The organism is Gorillibacterium terrae (assembly GCF_051594785.1).
Classification (GTDB): Bacteria; Bacillota; Bacilli; order Paenibacillales; family NBRC-103111; genus Gorillibacterium.
In genome coordinates, this window is sequence record NZ_JBPPGI010000002.1 from 99748 (window position 1) to 120601 (window position 20854).

At 53.2% G+C, this 20854-nt stretch carries 13 protein-coding genes; 10 read left to right on the forward strand and 3 right to left on the reverse strand.

Annotation, left to right across the window (positions count from 1 at the left end):
• The first annotated feature begins 272 nt into the window (after nucleotides 1-272).
• On the forward strand, nucleotides 273-974 hold the full coding sequence (gene sigK, locus ACSEXS_RS10645; RefSeq protein ID WP_438433207.1) for an RNA polymerase sporulation sigma factor SigK: 702 nt from the start codon (nucleotides 273-275) through the stop codon (nucleotides 972-974).
• Between the two features lie 142 nt (nucleotides 975-1116).
• Here sigK and ACSEXS_RS10650 read toward each other — a convergent pair whose 3' ends face one another.
• The gene (locus tag ACSEXS_RS10650) at nucleotides 1117-3615 is read right to left on the reverse strand and encodes an RICIN domain-containing protein (RefSeq protein WP_438433208.1); all 2499 of its coding nucleotides are present in this window, start codon (nucleotides 3613-3615) and stop codon (nucleotides 1117-1119) included.
• Nucleotides 3616-3832: 217 nt separating this feature from the next.
• Between ACSEXS_RS10650 and ACSEXS_RS10655 the strand changes: the two genes are divergently transcribed.
• The 6 genes from ACSEXS_RS10655 to ACSEXS_RS10680 all read left to right on the forward strand — a co-directional run bounded on the left by ACSEXS_RS10655 (nucleotide 3833) and on the right by ACSEXS_RS10680 (nucleotide 11956).
• On the forward strand, nucleotides 3833-5098 hold the full coding sequence (locus ACSEXS_RS10655; protein ID WP_438433209.1) for an ABC transporter substrate-binding protein: 1266 nt from the start codon (nucleotides 3833-3835) through the stop codon (nucleotides 5096-5098).
• Between the two features lie 226 nt (nucleotides 5099-5324).
• Nucleotides 5325-6614, forward strand: a complete 1290-nt coding sequence (locus tag ACSEXS_RS10660) for an ABC transporter substrate-binding protein (RefSeq protein ID WP_438433210.1) — start codon at nucleotides 5325-5327, stop codon at nucleotides 6612-6614.
• Nucleotides 6615-6722: 108 nt separating this feature from the next.
• Nucleotides 6723-7610 (forward strand): carbohydrate ABC transporter permease, encoded by an 888-nt coding sequence (locus ACSEXS_RS10665; RefSeq protein ID WP_438433211.1) that lies wholly within the window; start codon nucleotides 6723-6725, stop codon nucleotides 7608-7610.
• 2 nt (nucleotides 7611-7612) lie between these two features.
• Nucleotides 7613-8467, forward strand: coding sequence for a carbohydrate ABC transporter permease (locus ACSEXS_RS10670; RefSeq protein ID WP_438433212.1), 855 nt, complete (start codon nucleotides 7613-7615; stop codon nucleotides 8465-8467).
• Between the two features lie 103 nt (nucleotides 8468-8570).
• A complete protein-coding gene (locus ACSEXS_RS10675; RefSeq protein ID WP_438433213.1) occupies nucleotides 8571-10418 on the forward strand; it encodes a cache domain-containing sensor histidine kinase in 1848 nt (615 codons plus the stop codon).
• Nucleotides 10415-11956, forward strand: coding sequence for a response regulator transcription factor (locus ACSEXS_RS10680; RefSeq protein WP_438433214.1), 1542 nt, complete (start codon nucleotides 10415-10417; stop codon nucleotides 11954-11956). The genes ACSEXS_RS10675 and ACSEXS_RS10680 overlap by 4 nt, the downstream gene beginning before the upstream one ends.
• Before the next feature lie 35 nt (nucleotides 11957-11991).
• On the opposite strand, the gene ACSEXS_RS10685 is transcribed toward ACSEXS_RS10680, so the two are convergent.
• Entirely contained in the window at nucleotides 11992-14349 is a 2358-nt protein-coding gene (locus ACSEXS_RS10685; protein ID WP_438433215.1) for a helix-turn-helix domain-containing protein, read from the reverse strand.
• Nucleotides 14350-14675: 326 nt separating this feature from the next.
• Here ACSEXS_RS10685 and ACSEXS_RS10690 point away from each other — a divergent pair, with 326 nt between their 5' ends.
• From ACSEXS_RS10690 to ACSEXS_RS10700, 3 genes are all read left to right on the forward strand, one after another.
• Complete coding sequence (locus ACSEXS_RS10690; protein ID WP_438433216.1) at nucleotides 14676-16235, forward strand: extracellular solute-binding protein; 1560 nt, start codon at nucleotides 14676-14678, stop codon at nucleotides 16233-16235.
• 91 nt (nucleotides 16236-16326) lie between these two features.
• Nucleotides 16327-17226 (forward strand): ABC transporter permease, encoded by a 900-nt coding sequence (locus tag ACSEXS_RS10695; protein WP_438433217.1) that lies wholly within the window; start codon nucleotides 16327-16329, stop codon nucleotides 17224-17226.
• Between the two features lie 19 nt (nucleotides 17227-17245).
• A complete protein-coding gene (locus tag ACSEXS_RS10700; protein ID WP_438433218.1) occupies nucleotides 17246-18115 on the forward strand; it encodes a carbohydrate ABC transporter permease in 870 nt (289 codons plus the stop codon).
• 257 nt (nucleotides 18116-18372) lie between these two features.
• Here the strand turns inward: ACSEXS_RS10700 and ACSEXS_RS10705 are convergent, their stop codons facing one another.
• Nucleotides 18373-20838 (reverse strand): GH36-type glycosyl hydrolase domain-containing protein, encoded by a 2466-nt coding sequence (locus tag ACSEXS_RS10705; protein ID WP_438433219.1) that lies wholly within the window; start codon nucleotides 20836-20838, stop codon nucleotides 18373-18375.
• Nucleotides 20839-20854 lie beyond the last annotated feature (16 nt).

Here is a 20854-nt window from a genome sequence, read left to right on the forward strand (position 1 = left end):
CCTTGCTCTACATTCCTATGTATTCTCCCACCTCTCGTTAGTTCCCATTTTACTGGGTTTGGGAGTTAACACAAACCATTTTACAGACTCAACCGGAATTGAAGCGTCCAGTACTGAATGGTCCCTATGGATGTGGCTCTCTATAAGGAAACATCCTTGATGGCTCTTCCGAACAGGCACTTCCGGGCTCCCGCCCACATACAATGAAATGACCATGAACCCGTGAGGCATCCGGATCGGTTTCATTGTACATCCGCGGGAGGTGTCGCCCCATGCCGGGACTGCTTGGAACCATAGCCCTGTTCATCAAGAACCTGTCGCTTCTCGTTTCCTACGTCAAAAACAACGCCTTTCCCCAGCCTCTGTCCGAGGAGGAAGAGGTCAAGCACCTCAAACGGATGCAGCAGGGAGATCCGGTATCGCGGAACCTGCTCATTGAACACAACCTGCGCCTCGTGGCGCATATCGTCAAGAAGTTCGACAACACCGGCGAGGACCTGGAGGACCTGATTTCCATCGGCACCATCGGGCTGATCAAGGCCATCGAATCATTCTCGCCCGATAAAGGCACGAAGCTGGCCACCTTTGCGGCTCGGTGCATCGAGAATGAAATCCTGATGCACCTCCGTTCTTTGAAAAAATCGCGCAAGGACGTGTCCCTTCACGACCCCATCGGAACGGACAAGGAAGGCAATGAAATTACCTTGATCGATATCCTCGGCACCGAAGCGGACGACGTCGCAGAGAAAGTCCAACTCAAGATCGAGAAATCGAAAATCTACGCTCATCTCGATATTCTCGACCCCCGCGAGCAGGAGGTGATCCGGGGGAGGTTCGGGCTGGATACGGGGGGCGAGGAGCGAACGCAGCGGGAGATCGCCAAAGAGCTCGGCATCAGCCGCAGCTATGTCTCACGGATCGAGAAACGGGCCTTGATGAAGCTGTATCATGAATTTTATAAGGCGAAGCGATAAGAGGGGAGCCTGCGAAGTTTACACGGCGGACACGACATTTGCAGGCGGTAACGACGCGGGTTATTCATAACCATTGGGTAAATAAGAAATCCAAATCTCATAACGAGATTTGGATTTCTTTTGTAAAGGCGATGAAAAGGATCTATCTTACAAAAGTCAACGTCCAATTATGATCGGGTGTCCCCGTATCGCCCCATTGGATTACCTGTGCGCCGTCACTTGTCGACATGCCGGTCACACCCAACAACTTGCCGCTGTTGCGATTGACGAGTTTGAAGCTGCCACCCGTCGAAGGAATAATCTGCCATTCATGATCTGCAGAACCGTTATCTTCCCATTGCACGGCATTGGCATTACTGTCACCAGTCATACCCGCAATTCCTAATACCTTACCGCTGTTCATATTCGTCAGTTTGTAATATCCGCTGCTCAACCGATCGATTTTCCATTCGTGATCGGATGTGCCGGTGTCTCCCCATTGCACAGCGTTTGCCCCATCGTTTAAGGACATATCGGACACGCCCAGTACCTTGTTGCTGTTCACATTGGTGAGCTTATAAACGTGGCCGCTCTGAATGACACTTTGAGCAGCCGGCATAATTTCAATGGAATCGAGCTCTGCGTAACCTGTCGATCCCTTGCTCAGTCGAATGACATTGTCACCGGCTGCCAAGTTCACGTTCACGTTTACATTGTCAAACTGTCCCCATCCTGCCGTTGGGGCGTAGGTGACCGTAGAAGGAGTTCCCCTATTGACCGTTAACTGATGGGTAGCATTGCTGCCTGTGCCATTGGCATATCGGGTTGACATGACATAGTCGCCTGCCACCGGTACTTTGACATAAAAGTCCACATAACTATCGGAATAATCGATCTGACCAACATACTTGCCTGCTGATGCATTGGCTCCGTTGATACGATTTGCATGGTTGACCGCCGCATCCTCGGCCTCTACCTTATTCAGGGGCTGACCTGATGGCGTTAGGGTAATCCGATAGCCGTCTTTCGAATTCATTCCGCTGACGGGGATCATCAGCTGTCCGCCGGATAAGGCATAATCGCCTTCCCAGAGAGTAGTGGTGGTGTTGACGATGGAATTTATGCTTGCATAAGGCGTCGATTCCAGGCGTACATGTACCCGCGAGCCAAAGAAGGCGGGGAAATGGTTGATCGTCACATTAACGCTTCCATCCGTTTCTCCGCCAAATAAAATGCTGGCAAACTTTCGGTCGGCATCGACATTGGCGAAAGAATCGACGGCTCTGGTAACAGCCGGATTGGGGGCGACGGTTTTTACCATATTGCCGGTCATGTCCCCATACCATTTATAGAACCACCAACCTCCATTTCGGTCTGTGTCCGTTGCCAGAAGGCTTCCGAGCCTGCCTGGATGCGGGACATCCCAATAACTGATCATCGCAGAATCGACTTGCAGTCTTTCGAATTTAGCAATCATAGGAGCGGCGGAGCCCGGAACGCCTTCGTCGGCGAGCAAGCCGTTTTGCCCGTATTCATTAAGACTAATGGGAAGAGGTGAAATTCCCAATGAAGCCTCAATGGTTCTATAATCGGTAATGTTTTGGGTGACGTCATCGCCGCTTAATTCATGCCAACCGATAAGATCGGGAAGGGTTCCTTGGGATTTTTGATAACTCAAGAAGGAGTAGAGCCCATTGTGCGTGTACTTCATGAAGGACGGGCCAATCGCTTTCGCCGTTGGATCAAGCTGCTTCAGTTTTTTTTGCGATACACTGTAAAATTCATTAAACGTCATATTTCCGACTTCCGTCGAGGAGGCATGCCCTCCCACTTTAACCGTGCTGTTATTGACCGTGCCATCTTCAAACTCATAGCGTTTGACCGCTCCCCCGGCCGTCACTTCCAGATAATCAAGTTCAACGGAACCGGTGCCGCCTTTCGTTAGACGAACGGTATTGCTGCCTGCTTTGAGAGTCAGGTTCATGGATAAAGAAGCGGCACCGGCGCCATAGTATACAAACCATCCTCCGGTTTTCGGGAATGTTACGGTCTTGGCAGCTTCTCCGTTCACACTCATGGATTGCGTCGCATTATTGCCAGTTCCGTTCGCATAACGAATGGTGATGGGATACGTTCCCGCGGTCGGTACTTGGACGGTAATCTGGGCATAGCTGTCACTGGCATCCATACTCGCCACATATTTTCCATGGAAGGTTCCGTCTGGCTCATTCCATAATTCATAGCCGTACACGTTCGAAAGGTTGGCCGCCTTAACATCATTGACCGTCTGTGTCATTTTGCCAAACCAGTCCGTCAAATTGGTATAGCTGTACCAACCTCCATACCAGTCTGCAAGGCGAATCGAGACCTTCGTGCCCATGGGGGCAACCCTTTGCGCTACCGGAACAGCAGCCCCCCATGGCTGTTGGTGCCCTGCGACTGCCGGATTGTTCAAGGCTTTGATGCGCAATGGAAGGATCAGACTATTATCCGGCTTGCTTTCAATCACCCCGTACAAGGAACCGGACCCTGCATGGGTTGCCGGACCGATGACAGCCGACAAATCGACGGTTATGGACGATGCCGCATAAGCAGGTTGAAGAGGGGTTGCACCTGAGATCAGTAAGGCAAATCCCAATAGGGTTACGAATGATTTTTTCATACACCAACCTCCTTTGATTTTGGAACGGTCTCGGTTCTGCAGAGCTTACGGTAGGAGCATCCCCCTTTCAAAAAATGAATTTGATCATTTGGTAGAGGATTGCAATTGTGATTATAATGGAATGTAAGCGCTTATATTACTCGAATATTTTAAGAAAAGTAGATAAAGTTAAGCCAATCTGCTTGTTCGTTACTCCGAGAAAGGGGCTGATGGTGCCTTGAGCCAACGATGGACGTTGGGCACCGCCGTGTTGCTTATGGTATCTTTATGTTCCGGATGCGTTTCGGCATCGGTTGGGAAGCCGATTGAGAAGCCGATTGTTGCGCGGGATTTAGGCTCTATTCGCCCGAAGCAATTGACTCTATGGTTTTATTTCGAGGGGCGAGAGAGATTTAATAAGGTCAAGGCGTTAACAGACGGCTTCCATAAGCTGCATCCGACCATTGAGATACAGCCTGTATTTGTTCCCTTTACGGACTTCAAGAGACGAATTTCCGTCGGGATGGCTTCCGAGGATCTGCCCGATCTTCTCTTTATGGACAACCCGGACATGGCCTTTTATGCCTGCGAAGGAAATTTGGCAAATATTCAGGATTTATTGAAGGATTGGAAGGACCAGGTCCAATTTTATGAGAAGCCATGGAGGACGGTGAGCGATCAGAACGGAGTATATGGGATTCCCTTGGGCGTTAACAGCTTGGCGCTCTTTTATAACAAGGACATGTTCGCCTCTGCAGCCATTCCGGTGCCGACCAACTGGGATGAGTTTCTAACCGCGGCTCGCAAATTAACCCATGGGAAAGTGAAAGGGTTCGGGTACAGCGGAATCTCTACGGAAGAAGGAACCTATCAATTCCTGCCTTGGCTTTATTCGGCAGGCGGAGATGTCGATCATCTGGGGTCAATCGAGGGAAACCAAGCCTTCGGAATCATTAGCCAGCTCGTACAATCCGGCTCCATGAGCAAGGATGTCATAAATTGGACTCAGGCTGATGTGATGAAGCAGTTCGCGGCAGGAAACATCGCTATGATGGTGAATGGCCCGTGGCAGCTTCCGGAGCTTGCCGCGATCTCGCCTAACCTGCGGTATGGAGTGGCGGAAATTCCAAGGAATAAAACCTATGCTTCTGTGCTGGGCGGGGAAGACTTGGCTGTCGTAAAGGGGGATCACGTTCCGGAAGCGGTGGAATTTCTGAAATATGTCGGCTCTGCCGAAGTGCTGAAGTCGTTCATTCAAGGGTTCGGCTATTTCCCGGCCCGTAAGGATCTGGTGAGGGAACGGGAGTGGACAGAAGATCCTCGGATGAAGGTGTTTGCCAAGACACTGGATTACTCCCAAGTACGGGGGCCGGATCCGGCATGGCCTGCTCTATCGAAGGTGATCTCCGAAGAAGCGGTCAAGGTGGTCACGCTGAACCGAACGCCCGAGGAAGCGGCCAAGGAAGCCTCGGAAGCGATTCAAGCCATACGGAAGCAACCATAAGCGGAAGTGTCAAAATAGAGGTTTTTTTCTTAAGCATAAGGAGGCGATTTTGGCCTTCGCTATGCTTTTTTGTTGTTGGCGGTTCATCATTTGTTGAAAAGTGACTTTAACTCTATCCACCTTTCTTAGAAATTTAGAATTATCAAAGCGCTTTCACGAATCTAAAATGAAAGCGTACCAAGTCAATAAGCTTCATCCTCACAAACCAAAAGGAGGGTTAACCAAGATGAAGAAAGCAATTCCAACCATCATACTCGCTTCTCTCTTCCTTGCTGCTGCTGCCGGATGCGGGTCGTCAAGCAACAAGGACACGAAGAAGCCCGATGATGCTTCGTCTCCGCAAGTCTCCCAACAAGCGTCTGCAAAGACGGAAAGTGACGGAGAGAAGAAAAAACTGAAGCTGTGGTTTTATTTCGAAGGGAAAGACCGATTTGACAAGATGGCCAGCCTGACGGCCGGATACTCGAAAGTGGATCCCCAAGTGGAGGTCGTTCCCGAGTTCATTCCTTTCGCCGAGTTTAAGAAGCGGCTATCTGTCGGGCTGGCGGCCCAGGAGCTGCCCGATATCGTGGTGATTGACAATCCGGACACCGCGGCTTATGCGGCGATGGGGTTGTTCGCGGACATCACGGATAAATTGAAGGATTGGCCGGATAAGGATCAATTCTATGAAGGCCCCTTAAATTCGGCAACGCTCAACGGCAAATTGTATGGTATTCCACTCGGCAGCAATAACCTGGCTCTTTTCTACAACAAGAAGATGCTGGATGCTGCCGGATTGAAGCCGCCGACGACTTGGGATGAACTCCGTGAGGCTGCCAAGAAGCTATCGAACAGCGATGTGAAGGGACTGGGCTTCAGCGGACTGGCCAATGAAGAAGGGACCTTCCAATTCCTTCCTTGGCTCCTGAGTGCAGGCGCAAGCTTTGATCATGTCGATAGCCCGGAAGGGATTAAAGCCTATACTTTCCTTGAAAATTTGGTCAAAGACAATTCCATCAGCAAAGAAGTGGTGAACTGGACACAAGCCGATGTGATGAAACAGTTCGCAGCGGGAAAAGTCGCGATGATGGTGAATGGCCCTTGGCAGATTCCGGAGCTTAAAACCAATGCGCCTGATCTGCAATACGGAGTGACGCTCTTGCCGAAGGATGGGAAATATACGTCGGTCCTGGGCGGGGAGAATCTGGGCGTCGTTAACGGGAAGAACGTGGATGACGCCGTTAAATTCATTAAATATGTCGCCAGCCCGGACGTTATCAAGCCGTTCGCGCAGAGCTTCGGGTATTTTCCATCCCGCAAGGATGTGGCGACGGATGCTTATTGGACGAACGACCCGATTCTAAAAGTGTTTAACGAAGAAATGCAATATGCACAGCCTCGCGGCCCTTCTCCGAAATGGCCGGATATCTCAAACGCGATATCGGGTGCGCTGCAAAAAGTATTAACCTTGAATACGACTCCGGAACAGGCGGTGAAGGAAGCGCAAGCGAAGATAGAGGATGCCTTGAAATAATCGGTGGGGTGTACAGGAATACAAAGCGGATGCTTTGTATTCCTGCCCATTCATTGGGTGAATGCCCACTAAGGCCAAGGCAAAAGGAATAGATGAGGTGACCAAGAGATGAGATTGAAGCTAACCGAACGCACCTATAGCAATTTCTTTGTTCTTCCCGCCCTGATTTTTCTTTTGGCAATGGTTGGTTATCCGATGTACGAAAATATCCGTTTGAGCTTCTACGATATGAACGTGATGAATATCGCAGGAGTTCAATCATTCGTTGGCCTTGACAATTATCAGGCATTGCTTAACGACGATATTTTTCGGAAGTCAACGACGAATACTTTAATCTACACGGTCTTCTCTATCCTGTTTCAGTTCCTTATTGGATTCGCACTCGCTCTCCTCTTTAGCCAGAAATTTCAGTTGGCAGAGCGGCTGCGGGGGTTAGTTATGATCAGTTGGTTGATGCCGATCACCGTGACAGGTTTAATGTTTAAGTTTATCTTCTCCTTGAACGGGGGAATCATGAATGAACTGCTCATGAAGCTGCATCTGATCCAACATCCGATTGAATGGCTGGTCAACCCATCCAATGCGCTCTGGTCTGTCATTATCGCCAATACTTGGATCGGTGTTCCGTTCAATATGATCTTGATTACGACGGGATTGACTACTATACCGAAGGATATCTATGAGAGCGCTGCGATGGATGGAGCCACGGTGGTAAAACGCTTTTTCCTGATCACGCTCCCGTTGCTGAAGCCGGCGATCAAGTCCCTGCTTGTTCTTGGATTTATATATACCTTTAAAGTATTTGATCTGGTCGTCATCATGACGAACGGCGGACCGGTGGATTCGACGGAGATGATGTCCACTTACGCCTACAAGCTTTCTTTTGTCCAATATAAGTTTAGTGAGGGAGCCACAGCGGCCAACTTCTTGTTCGTGATCTTGTTCATCGTAAGTTTGGGATATTTGAAACTGGTCGGCAAGGAAGAGGTGATGTAAGGATGCGGCTCTCCTTTCTTACGGCCAGGGAACGAAGAACTAACCGGATTTTTAATGTGGTGGCGCTGTGTATCACTTGCGCTTTCCTGTTTCCGCTTTATTGGATGATCGTCACCTCACTGAAATTGGAATCGGATATTTTCCTCTCACATCCAACGCTTATTCCCGTTCATGTTCAATGGAAATCCTATACGGATCAAATCGCGAGTGCCGATAATAACATTCTGCGTTCCTTTTTGAACAGCTCCATCATCTCTGTCGCAACGATGATCCTGTCCACCATGTTGGCTATTCCCGCGGCCTATGGATTGGCCCGGTTTCAAACCCCATGGAAGAAGCTGTTCATTTTATTGTTTTTAATTACTCAGATGCTTCCTTCTTCCTTGATCTTAACCCCTCTCTTCATTGAATTTAAAAACCTGCATCTGTTGAATACCTTCTGGGCTCCGATTCTTGCAGATTCTACGATCGGCATTCCCTTCTCGGTTATGATTCTGAGAACGTACTTCATTTCGCTGCCGAAAGAACTGGAGGACTCCGCCAAGATTGACGGATGCAACACCTTCTCTACCTTTTATCGAATCATGATTCCGATTGCCATACCCGGGGTAGTCGTGGCCGCCGTATTCTCCTTTTTATACGCTTGGGGAGATCTGATCTATTCCTTAACCTTCATTAGTAATCCGAAGATGCGAGCGGTAACGTCCGGAATCTTCAACTTCCTTGGCTATCAAGGGGTGTCTTGGAACAATATTATGGCTTTCGGCGTGGTATCGGTTCTGCCGGTTGTTCTCATCTTTATCTTCATTCAACGATATGTTGTTAGCGGTTTGACGAACGGGGCAGTGAAGGGATAAAAAGAAGGAGTGGAGACGACAGCGGACAGCGGCTCTAAGATCTGTTGTCCCTTTGTCTATGCTATAATCGGGCTAAGAATCGGATGGTACAGAAGGAGGCACCATGAATTCTCTGCGAAGATTCGTCTCCGGGATCAGCTTAAAGTACAAATTGATCATAACCTTCCTCGTGGTGACCTTCCTGCCGGCCATTAGCCTTCAATATATCACCTACTCCAATTCAACGCAGGCGATGACGAAGAAGATTAATGATCTGATTCAATATAATTTGATTCAAACAAATAAAAATCTAGCAATTACCCTGTCCGCTTACTCCGGCACTTTACTGCAGGTCTATTCGGATGATGACGTTATTGCTTGCGTTCAGCAAATGCAGCAGACGGACAGTCCAGACTTGCTATATGGCAGCAGACTGCGAAGCCTGTTATCCGGTTACACCTATTCCAAGGAAGGAATTCGAAGTCTGTCTTATTTCAACCACGACGGGACCATCTTGGCATTTGACCGGGTCAATGGTTCATCGATCGATACCTTATGGGAACATATTAAGCCTGAAGACAAGAGCGAAATGATCAACCAATTGAGGCATATCCAGCAGGGAACGTGGATAACGGGAACGACCGAGATCATCGATGAGGGAAGTTCACCGCCTCATTATGTCTTCCATATTGCCCGCAAATTGATAGGCTATAAAGTCGGAAATCAAGTCGACTTGGGCTATATTGTGCTGAGTATAGATGAAAGCGTATTAGAGGATTCGGTGAATTTTACGGAAGGCTCGGAAAGAGTTCACAACATCCAGAGCAGCAACTTCCTTATCGATTCCAACCGAAGAGTGCTATCGATTCATGATAAAAGCCAAATCGGATTGAATTTCAACCATCTTCTTACTCCGACCCAAAAACCCGTTTCCGGGTTTCCTCGCGAAGCCTCCTTGTTCGGAAAGGCCTCCATACTAAATTATATTCCAAATTCGCAAACCGGTTGGACGATCGTGAATGTAACGGAAGAAAGTGGGCTGTTCACGGAGCTTCACCGCATGCAGAGAGTCAATGTGGCGGCGGGGTTCGCCATGCTTATTCTGACGTCGTTGTTAATCATCTATTTCTCGGGGTTATTAACCAAGTCCATCCGAACCATCGTTCAAGCCATGAGGCAGGCCCAACGCGGTGACCTGCATATTCAAATTACCGAACCTTCCAATGACGAATTGTTCGTCATCGCTTCCGGATACAATAAATTAATGAACACCGTCAACGAATTGATGGAAGAAACCAAAACGGCTATTCAAAAGCAGAAGGAGTCGGAGATCCGCACGTTGGAGGCTCAAATAAATCCGCATTTTCTGTATAACACGTTGGATTCAATCAATTGGATGGCCATTGAGAAAGACGAGCACGATATCAGCCGGATGTTGAAAGGACTTGCCCATATCTTGCGATACAGCATCAACAGCAGCAAGGAGAAGGTAGATCTTCATGAAGAGTTGGAATGGCTTAAGCAGTACTTGCTGTTGCAGTATAATCGCTTTGAAGGAGTATTTGAGTATTCGATTCAAACGGATGAACGGTTGCATCATGTAAAAATTTACAAATTGTTATTGCAGCCGTTCATTGAAAATTCCATCCTGCATGCCTTCACCACGCGAAGAAGCGGAGGGCTCATTGTGATCGAGATAGAACGAACGGCAAATCAATGTCTAGCGATCACGATCGCGGATAATGGTTGTGGAATGGATGAAGCGACGCGGCAGAGACTATTGGAAGGCACTTTAACGAACGCGAAAGGCTCCGGCCTAGGGGTTCGCAATGCCGTTGAACGAATTGGGCATTATTACGGTGACCAAGCAGAGGTCATCATTACAAGCGGCATTGACCAGGGGACGCAGGTGCGTCTAGTCTTGCCGATTGAGGAAGAGCCGGAAAGTTCGATGAAACGAGGGATGCTATGAGAATCATGGTAGTCGAAGATGAAGCGAAAACCCGAAAGGGAATTGTCCATTTAATCGAGAAGTTCGGCGAACCCTATGAAGTCGTAGGGGAATGCGACAATGGCATGGACGCCATTGACCTTATAGGGGAGATAAAGCCGGATGTGGTCATTACGGATATTCGCATGCCGGGCATGGATGGAGTACAGATGCTGGAGTCCATCCCACAGAAGGGACCCTTATTCCAATCCATCATTCTCAGCGGCTACTCCGATTTTCATATGGCACAGAGAGCCTTGTCATTGGGGAATGTCAGCGAGTATCTGCTGAAGCCGGTGACAGCGGATGACTTGAAGCGAGCCTTGCAATTGACCGAACAGCGGCATGTGGTTCAGCTGCTTACCGGCCAATATACGAACACGCAGCGGATCGAACCGGAAAGAATCCTGAGACAATACCTGGAGCAGACGAAAGAGACGAAAGATCAAATAGGCAGTTCGATCTATCGCCTTATCGGATTTCAGCCGGGACGGGAGCTTATTGTCGTATCCATTTATTACGGTGAGTGCTGTGATACTCCGTGCACTTCTTGGAAGGAATTTATTCGATCCTTACATGCACCCGAGCCTCTCTTGATTATGGATCAAGTCGAACAGCGGGAGTCCTATATCGTATTCCAAGCCCAGGATGAAGAAGATTCGGGTAAGCTTTTGTTATCCATCCAAAAAGCGATGCAGCGAAGCGACGCCGCCGCATCTTGGGTTGCAGCCTGGACGGCTATGGATGATCTCCGCCTGTGGAATGAAGTCCTTCAGACATTGAGCGAGACTCATAAATGGTCCATCCTAAGTGGTTCGGAACATCCCTTGTTCCAGGAGACGGCATGCAATGATGGACGAGTGTCGGATGGGACGCTGGATTCTCTCGATTGGGATGCCCCTATCAAGCTGCACTTGGCGAATCGCGACCGGGAGAAGTTGATGGTCTTCGTATTTTCCGTTCTTCACCAACTAATCGAGCATGCAGGACATCCAAACCAAGTGGTTCAAGGGTGTGTGAAGCTGATCTCCCGTATGATGCATTTAGCGGAATCGTTAAGTGGACAAACAACGGTTACCAACGATAGGAATGAAATCTTTCGATGTCTCATGCATGGACGAACTCAGAGAGAATTGAAGAACGCCTTGACGAACGCAACCGACTATATTCTGGGATTGCTCGAGGAGAAGAAGGAAGGTTTTGGTCTTCTCGTAACCAAAGCGATAAACCGAATTCATAAACGGTATCAGATGGGAGTCACATTGGATGAACTTGCGGAATATTGCCGGATCACCCCGGAGTATTTGAGTTCATTGTTTCAAAAGGAGACCGGGAAGTCCTTTTCTGCGTATATGAAGGAAATGAGAGTGAATATGGCCAAGGATCTGCTGTTAAATTCAACCCTCAAATCCTATGAAATTGCTGAGCGTGTCGGGTACCAAGATCCTAAATATTTTGCCAAGATATTCAAGGAATCAACGGGGTTGACCCCCAAGGAGTTTCAGCAAGCGCACTTGTGAAATCCGGATTGCCCCCCCCCGAAGAAGGACACTCGTCACAAGTGTTCCTGTTCGGGGTTATTTGGTTTGGACAAGAGCTGCTCCGCCGCCTGCTGCTGCCGGTATTGGCCGGGGGTAAGTCCGGTTCGGGCCTTGAAGACCTTGTTGAAATAGCTGACATTCGCATAACCGATCTGCCGGCAAATTTCCTCCATCGTGACGCTCGGCTGCTGGAGCAGCTCCATCGCCCGCTTGATGCGAAGCTGAATCAGGTAGTCGTTGACGGTCATGCCGGTGGCTTCCTTGAAGATGCGGCTGAGGTAGGACGAGCTTCGCTGCACGTGCTCGGCCACCGTATCGACGGATATGTTCTTGTTGAAGTTGGCATCCATGTAATCCGTTGCGAGCTGGAGGGTGACGTCCGTCATCTTGGAGCGCTTCTCCTTGTGGTACGCGGTGATTCGCCCGCACATATCCAGCAGGCATTCCTCCATGTCCTGCACGGTCTCGGCGCGGGCGAGCGCGTCGGTGTAAGAGGGCTTCCCGCCGAAGACGGCGGCCATGTCGCCGCCCGTCTGGACGAGCGTCTTGACGACTTCCCCGCTCAGCTGGAAGAACAGCTGCTGGATATTGGCCTTGCTCAGCTTCTGGTCGATCACGGCTTGGGTGATCTGGCGAATGACCGCGAAGCACTCGTGCTTGTCGGTCTGGAGCAGGGCCTGCAGCAGCTTGGTTTCCAGGGCGTACGGATAATAATACGTTTCTTCCTCGGCTTTCCACGAGCTCAGAATCGAGTAGGGCAGAATTTCGCCCTTGCCGATGTAGATCTTCAGATTCAGCGCTTCGAGCGTATCCTCATATGCGGAATGAACGGAGCCTTCGCCCGAATGGATGCGGCTAACGGCTATCGTGACGGACATGCCGTAGCGGTCCAGCAGCAGCTGCTTCAGCCGCTTCGCCTGCTCCAGCGGAAAGCCGTCGTCCGCCTCGGCGGGGACGGACAGCAGGATGACGGTGCGCTTGCCGTCCTTGGCGAAGACCTCGCCGTCGATGCCCGCGCCGAGCTCTTCGATGAGGCCGTAATGGAACAGATGGAACTGGAAGGGACCATCCGGGCTCCTAAGGGGATAGGGCTCCTCCAGCTCCAGGGTGAGCGCGGCGAACCGGGTGAAATCGACGCTCAGCTTCAGGAGCTCCGCCGCTTGATCGCCTGCTTCGGCATTGCCGCCCGGAACGCTGCCCTGGATCAAATCGGTCAGATACTTTTCCTTGATGGCCGTCCGGTTTTCGGCAAGGAGGTCCTCCACCTTCCGTTTTTCCCGAAGCAGGGTTTCCCGGTTATGGGCCATCTGCTCGAAGGAACGCCGGATGAAGCCGGCTTCGTCCTCGCCCCGCTGCGTTCCGGATGTCGCTCCGTTCCTTCCGCCTTCCTCGGAGCCGACGATATAGGTGATCACGCTTTGCAGCGGCCGATACAGCCGGCGGGACAGGAAGAAGGAGATGGCGAACGCGGCGCTCAGGTAGGCCGCCGCAACGAACAGCACGATGAACTTGATATGGTTCATCCCTTGCAGCAGGGCCGAGCGCTCGGTGATGTCGACGAACCGCCAGCCGGTCCACTCGGAGGTGGTATAGGTCACGATTCGATCGGACTTGTCGATATAGGAGCCGCTGCCCGACGTCAGCCGGTCTGCGTTTAACTGACCGAGGACCGCGGCGCCGTCGGCGGCGTCCGTATAGAGCAGATCGCCGCTCGGGCCGAGGACTACGGTGGTGCCCTTCTTGCTGTGATAATGGCTCAGGTAGTCGCCGAACAGCAGATCGAGCTTGAGGTTAATGACGATGGCGCCGCTCACCTGGCCGATCAGCGGCATCTTCTGCAGCAGGCTGGCGGCGGGACGCTCCGCATCGAAGCCGTTGGGCCTGCCGGTGATCCAGACCGTGCGGCTGCCGGTATTTTGGGCCCAGGTTTCCAGCCAGGAACGGTCGGCAAAGGTTGAGATCGGAGACGTCTTTACCTCGGGGCGGGACGTCAGGACGAGCTGGAGCGGATCGTAGTACAGATAGACGGAATCGATATAAGGGCTGATCTTCTTTTGTTCCTCCACAAAACCGGTTAAATCGATCAGCGAGCCGACGCTGAGTTTGCCGCCGATGGTCCGATACAGGTACGATTGAGTCAGGATCATGCCGTTCGTGGCATTGCGGATGGCGGTAAGCTCCTTCTGAATCAGCTCCTGCTGCTGGGCCAGGATCGATTCATTGTACTCGATCGAGTTGCCGACGCTGTTGTTGGCCGAGATGGTGTAGGTTACGGCGGAGATCAGCACGACCGTAATCACGGCGATGGCGGTCATGGAGAGAAGCAGCTTGACGAACATCGTGTTGTTATGGATAGCCCGGGTTCCCAGCATGGCAATCCCCCTATCTTTTTCTGGATGTTAGCGTTTACAAATCCGGTCGTCGGCCTTAACCGCGACATGGGGATTATAACATAGTTGTAGCGATCGAACAGGGGAGAGCCGAAAAACATACGAAAAACGGAATAACATAAAGCGGTTCCAAAGGCTCTCCTGGCCAAAAACATAAAAAAGAACCGGATGTCGGGATTGTGCGACAGGCCGTTGGCCGTTATCGTTAGGAATGTAACCGCTCCCAACTCCCGGCCGGGGTCCAGAAGGATGCGGATCATCCACTACCAACATACGTAAGGCAAACCATCAAGCAGGGGGAGATTCGTTTGCAGAAAAGATTCAAGACCATGGGCAGCGCCGTATTGGCAGCCAGCCTGATGGCCGGTCTGTTGGCCGGCTGCGGATCGAGCGACAAGGATTCGAACGCATCCAGCCCGAGCGCCAGCGGCGCCGCGGCGAGCAAGCCGGTCGAACTGACCTGGGGCGTCCATATGCAGGCTTCCGGGGTGGTCAACGATACCCAAGTCCAGAAATGGCTGGAGCAAAAGTTCAATATTAAGATCAAACCGGTCAAGGTGACCGATGCCAGCATCGCCTCCGGCGAAGTGCCGGACCTCTTCATGCTGGGCGATCCGTCCAATGTATCGGCTTATCAAAATCAGGGCGTGCTCATGGATCTTGATCCGAACATGATCAAGGAGAAGATGCCCGAATACTCGAAGGACATCGAGAAGCACAACGAGCTGTTCCAGACGGTTACCTTCGACGATAAGCTGTGGGCCATCCCGATGTTTATCGATCTGAAGCCGTACGATCTTGGCATGCTCTGGCGCAAGGATTGGCTGGATAAGGTCGGCATCGCCAAGGTTCCGGAGACGCTCGACGAGTTCGAAAAAGCGGTCTACGCGTTCGCCAAAAACGATCCGGACGGCAACGGCAAGAAGGACACGTACGGCCTCACCGGGACGGCGACCTCGACCTGGTCCACCGGTTTCTATTCGATCTTCGGCGCGTTCGGCGTTGAGCCGACGATGTGGATGGAAAAAGACGGCCAGATCGTCAACGGTTCGGTCATGCCGGAGACCAAGGAAGCCGTCGCCAAGCTGCGCCAGTGGTACGCCGACGGTGTCATCGACCCCGAATTCATCACCGATACCCAAGACTCGTACCGCAAGAAGCTCTATAACAATCGGATCGGCGTGATCGAGGAGCAGATCAGCAAGGGAGCGCTCCCGGATTCCTCGACCGTGACCGAGATGAAGTCGCTGAGCCCGAATGCCGAGCTCGTGCTTGCCAAGAATCCGAAGGGACCGGGCGGCGAGGGCTCCTGGGACTGGGGCGTCAAGAGCAACTTCATCGTCATCGGCGCCAAGGTGAAGGACCAGCCCGAGAAGCTTGCCAAGATCTTCGAAATTCTCCGTGCGGAGAGCAACGATGAAGAGACGATCAACATGACCAGCCTCGGGGTGAAGGGGCAGCAGTGGGATTTTGCCGAGAGCGGCGCGACCTCCGGCGCCACGAAGTTCCTCACCGGCTTCGAGAAGCAGGAGCAGCGCGATCAGCTCGGCGTTCGCCTCTTCTCGCTCGGCAACATCACGACCCAGGCGTATCGGGAGAAATATTCCAACCCGAAGCTGAACGAGGCGATCAAAGCGATTTCTTCGGCTCCGCGGTGGAGCGACGCGCTTCTGTCCTCGGCGCTGCCCTCCGACGGCAAGTATAAGCAAGACCTGACCTCCCTCACGCAGAAATACTTCGCCCAGATCATCAGCGGTGAGCTTCCGCTCAGCGACTTCGACAAGTATGTGAGCGAATGGAACGCCAAGGGCGGCGAAGAGCTGACCAAGGAAGCCAACGAGATGTACCAGAAGCAGTTCAAAAAATAACCCCGAACCCGGTTCGCCGCACGCAGGGGCCGCTTGCGGCCCTTGCGATCGAACCGGTTAGGCGATTCGGGTAGTCCAGAGGAAGTGCGGTATGAAAACTTTAAAGAAGCACGGAGAGCTGCTCATTCTGTTCTTTTTCGCTTTCGCATTCTTTTTTGTCTTCAAGTACGGCCCCTTGTACGGCGTCATCATCGCGTTCAAGGATTTTCGCGTCGTGGACGGCGTTTGGGGAAGCCCCTGGGTCGGCTTTGAGCATTTTCAGGAAATTTTCCGCAACCATGACTTTTACCGATTGCTCAAGAACACGCTGCTCCTGAACCTGTACCAGATGCTCTTCGCCTTTCCGGCGCCGATTGTCCTGGCGCTGCTGCTGAACGAGGTGAAGTCGCGGGGCTTTCAGCGGTTCGTACAGACCACCATGTATCTGCCCCACTTCGTATCCTGGGTCATCATGTCCGGGCTCGTCATCTACTTCCTGTCGCCGACCTCGGGCATCATGGGCGAAATCTCCAGTTGGTTCGGCAAAGAGCCCGTGTTCTACATGGGCAAGAAGGAATATTTCCGGGCGATTGTCGTCGGCTCCTCCATCCTGAAGGACCTGGGCTGGGGCTCGATCATCTACTTCGCCGCTCTGACCGGCATCAACCCGGAGCTGCAGGAATCGGCCATCATCGACGGGGCGAACCGCTGGCAGCGGATCATCCGGATCAACATCCCCTCGATTCTGCCGACCGTGTCCATCATGTTCATTCTGAGTCTGGGCGGCTTCCTCAGCGCCAATTTCGAACAAATCATCAACCTGCTCAACCCCGTCAACTACGAGACCGGCGATGTCATCGACACGTACGTCTATCGGGTCGGCTTGCAGCAATTCCAGTACAGCTACACCGCAGCGATCGGCTTGTTCAAATCGCTCGTGGGGCTCTTGCTCATACTCGGTGCCAATCTGACGGTGCGCAAGGTGAGCCATGGGGAGAGCGGGCTATGGTAAAGGCAGGAGGGAATCAGCTATGAAATCAAAAAGATGGCAGGATCAAATCGCCCCCGGCCTCATCTATGTCGTGCTGTCGGTCTTGGCGCTCATCGTCGTATACCCGTTTGTTCATGTGCTCGCCGTTTCCTTTAGCGGACGAGGCGAGGCTCTGCGGAGCGGCTTTCACTTCTTCCCGCGGGATTTTGAGTGGCAGGCCTACAAGGAACTGATCGATTACCCGTTCATCTGGTCGGGGTATGCCAACACGCTGTTTCGTATGGTGGCAGGAACGGCCCTGACGCTGCTCGTTACCGTCTGCGCCGCCTATCCGCTGTCGCGGCCCGAACTGCCCATGAAACGCGTCCTGATCATGCTGCTGCTGTTCACCATGATCTTCGACGGAGGCATCGTGCCGCATTACCTGCTGATGAAGGAGCTGCATCTGCTGAACTCCCGGCTGGTGTATATTCTCCCGTCGGCCGCCAACGCCTTCCAGGTGCTGGTCATGATCTCCTTCTTCCGGTCCATCCCGAGCGCCTTGGTCGAAGCGGCCAAGATCGACGGAGCCCGCGATCTGCGCATCCTGTTCCGGATCATGCTGCCGCTGTCGATCCCGTCTCTGGTCACGGTCGGTCTCTGGTCGATGGTGTTCCACATCAACGCCTTCATGGACAACCTGCTCTACATCACCGACCAATCCAAGTATGTGCTGCAGCAAATTGTCCGCCAGATCCTCATCGAGAACAAGCTCGACCCGTTCACAACGGCGACGAATGTCATTCCGCCGGCGCCGGAAAGCTTGAAGATGGCCGCGGTTATCGTCTGCTCCCTGCCGGTGCTCGTGGTTTACCCTTTCCTGCTGCAATATTTCGAGAAGGGCACCATGATCGGCTCGGTCAAGGAATAGGCGCAGTACACGGTTCTCGAGCAACCCGTCGGGTATAGAAGAGCATGAAACTAACGACCGCAGCAGACGGCCTGACCAGGCAACTGTCGCGGTCGTTTTGCTTTTGGTCGGCAGAAGCATCCCATAAAGGGACCACAAGGCTTTAGTTGATTCCAATTTTAACGACTCATAGAGGAATAGGTAATAATAAAAGGCTGCCTCCGCCCGATCCTTAGGGACCAGTCAGAAGGCAGCCTTATCGTTTCATACGGAAACACTTACAGGATGACGTCCACGCGCACTTCGGCCCGGTCCGGGTAAGCGGGAACCACGGTTCCCTCGATCCGCTCGCCGTCGACGCGGATTTCCTTGACGCCCTTGCAGACGCCGCCGGCATTCTTTACATGAATATCGTAGAGGCAGCCGCGGAAGCGACGTTTGGCGGAGAAGCCTTCCCATTCCGCGGGAATGCACGGGTCGATGGACAGCCCGGTGAGCACCGGCTTGATCCCCATGATGTACTGGGTGGCGGCGACATACATCCAGGCCGCCGTCCCCGACAGCCAGGAGACGTTGGCCAGGCCGAATTTGTCGGACTCCGGCCCGAACAAGTTGGAGGCGTAGACGAACGGCTCCGCTTTGTAGCGCCAGATGCCGGCCTTTTCCATCGCCACGCGGGGGATCAGCTGCCGGTAGTATTTGTAGGCCCGGTCGCCCCGGCCGAGCAGGCACTCGGCGATGATGGCCCATGTGTTGGCGTGGCAGAAGACGGCCCCGTTCTCTCCGGTGCCTTTGTTGTAGTTGGTGAGCGGGTCGGCCGGGTCGGGGAAGGACACGATCGACGGATGCAGTTTCTTGATGCCGAGCTCCGTGTCCAGGAGCCTCTGCACGCTGTCCATCGCCTGGACGGCTTTGTCGGGATCGGCCATGCCCGACAGGGTGGCCCACGTCTGGGCGTTCAGCCAAATCTGCGCCTCGTCTTGCTCCTTCGTCCCGAGGAAGCGGCCGTCGTCCATGACGGCGCGGCGGAACCATTCGCCGTCCCAGCCCTTGCCGTTGACCAGCTCCCGCTGCTCCCGGTAGAGCCGGTCGAAGAATTCGATCTGCTCGGGGCGCCCGGCGAGCGAGGCCAGGTCCTTCATCTTCAGCAGGACGGTGCCGAACTGCATGGCCGTCCAGATGCTTTCGCCCTTGCCCTGGCGGCAGACGCGGAACAGCTGGTCGTTCCAGTCGGAGCGGAGCATGAGCGGAAAGCCGTTCGGCCCCAGCTTGGAGACCGTAAAGTCGATAGCCCGGCTCAGATGCTCATAGAGGGACCCTTCGCCGCCGTCATAGAAGGGAACCGTCTCCTGCAGGAAGGAGGCGTCACCGGTCTCCGCCACGATATCCCAGACGGCCAGCGCCGTCCAGAGGTGATCGTCGGAATGGATGCTGGTAACCGGGTCCCAGCCTTCCGTCGGGAAGAAATAATGGTTGACGTGCCCGTCCCGGTACTGCTGGCCGAGGAGCAGACGAACCTTGTCCTTGGCCGCCTCCGGATCGAAGGGAACCACGGCGAGGATATCCTGGGACGTGTCCCGGTAGCCGACGCCGCGGAAGGTTCCCGTGGCGTAGAAGGAGATGTTGCGGGAGAACAGGAAATTGCGCTCCGCCTGGTACGGATTCCAGATGTTCACCATCCGCCGGGTATCCTCGTCGGGAACGTCGCACTCGAAGCCGCCCAGGTAATTCGTCCAGTTCTCCCGCAGCGCCCGGAAGGAGCGGGGGACGAAGTCCGGCTCCCGGGAGCGGAGGATCGCCTGTTCGACCTCGGCTTCGGTCATGGCCGTTCCCAGGAATACGTTCAGCGTGCGGGTCTCGCCGGGCTGGAGGGTGACCTTGAACTGGAGCGCGCCGCAGGGGTCGCCGCCGAGCAGGGTGGAGCCGGTGCAGCCTCCGCGCTCGATGGCGGCGGGGTTGGATTCGCTGCGGTAGCTGCCGATGAATTCATCCCGGTCGCCGTCGTAGGAATGGAGCGGCGCATCCGAGGCGAAATAGACCAGCGGGGTTTCGTCCGGCTTGGGCTGGTTTTCCACGCCGTACTTGTACACGAGGGCGCCCGACTCGTGATAGCTCACCGACACCTGATGCTTGTTGTAGCACTGCCACTGCAGCTCGCGCATGAACTCCATCATGCTGAATTCCACATAGGCATAGACGTTCAGGGTTTTGGCCTCTGTGCCGTGATTGGTCAGCGTCAGGTTCCAGATCAGCGAATTTTCATAGGGACCGACGAAGTAGACGGTCTTCGCGCCGATGCCGTTCTTCTTGGCCTCGAACCGGGTGTACCCCAGGCCGTGGGCGCTCTTCCATTCCTCCGGCTTGGCGAAGGCCGGCTCGTAGGTGGGACACCAGCTGTCCGTTGCCCCTTCCTCTTGCAGATAGAGATAAGGGCCGGACCGGTCCGTCGGCAGGTGGAAGAAGCGATAGCGGGTGATCCGCCAGATCTGCGGCGATTTGTAGAAAGCGAGCCCGCCGCCCGCCTGGGACAGCATGGTGTGGAAGGTGCCGTTGGACAAGTAGTTCATCCAAGGTGTTGGGGTATCGTGCCGCTTGAACTCGATTTCCTTGACCTCGTCGCGGAACATGAAATACTGCTCAAGCTCCCGGGCGCGGTCGCCGTCCGTTGGCAGGGTGGACCCGGTCGCGTTCGGTTGGGGAATCGAAGCTTGCTCTGCGTTCGAATTGTCGGGATTCTGATTCATGTTGCCTCCACGCTCC

What these genes read in the sequence shown, in the direction of transcription:
- sigK (WP_438433207.1), top strand. Translation starts at nt 273, where the DNA reads ATGCCGGGACTGCTTGGAACCATAGCCCTGTTCATCAAGAACCTGTCG.
- ACSEXS_RS10650 (WP_438433208.1), bottom strand. Translation starts at nt 3,615, where the DNA reads ATGAAAAAATCATTCGTAACCCTATTGGGATTTGCCTTACTGATCTCA.
- ACSEXS_RS10660 (WP_438433210.1), top strand. Translation starts at nt 5,325, where the DNA reads ATGAAGAAAGCAATTCCAACCATCATACTCGCTTCTCTCTTCCTTGCT.
- ACSEXS_RS10665 (WP_438433211.1), top strand. Translation starts at nt 6,723, where the DNA reads ATGAGATTGAAGCTAACCGAACGCACCTATAGCAATTTCTTTGTTCTT.
- ACSEXS_RS10670 (WP_438433212.1), top strand. Translation starts at nt 7,613, where the DNA reads ATGCGGCTCTCCTTTCTTACGGCCAGGGAACGAAGAACTAACCGGATT.
- ACSEXS_RS10675 (WP_438433213.1), top strand. Translation starts at nt 8,571, where the DNA reads ATGAATTCTCTGCGAAGATTCGTCTCCGGGATCAGCTTAAAGTACAAA.
- ACSEXS_RS10680 (WP_438433214.1), top strand. Translation starts at nt 10,415, where the DNA reads ATGAGAATCATGGTAGTCGAAGATGAAGCGAAAACCCGAAAGGGAATT.
- ACSEXS_RS10685 (WP_438433215.1), bottom strand. Translation starts at nt 14,349, where the DNA reads ATGCTGGGAACCCGGGCTATCCATAACAACACGATGTTCGTCAAGCTG.
- ACSEXS_RS10695 (WP_438433217.1), top strand. Translation starts at nt 16,327, where the DNA reads ATGAAAACTTTAAAGAAGCACGGAGAGCTGCTCATTCTGTTCTTTTTC.
- ACSEXS_RS10700 (WP_438433218.1), top strand. Translation starts at nt 17,246, where the DNA reads ATGAAATCAAAAAGATGGCAGGATCAAATCGCCCCCGGCCTCATCTAT.
- ACSEXS_RS10705 (WP_438433219.1), bottom strand. Translation starts at nt 20,838, where the DNA reads ATGAATCAGAATCCCGACAATTCGAACGCAGAGCAAGCTTCGATTCCC.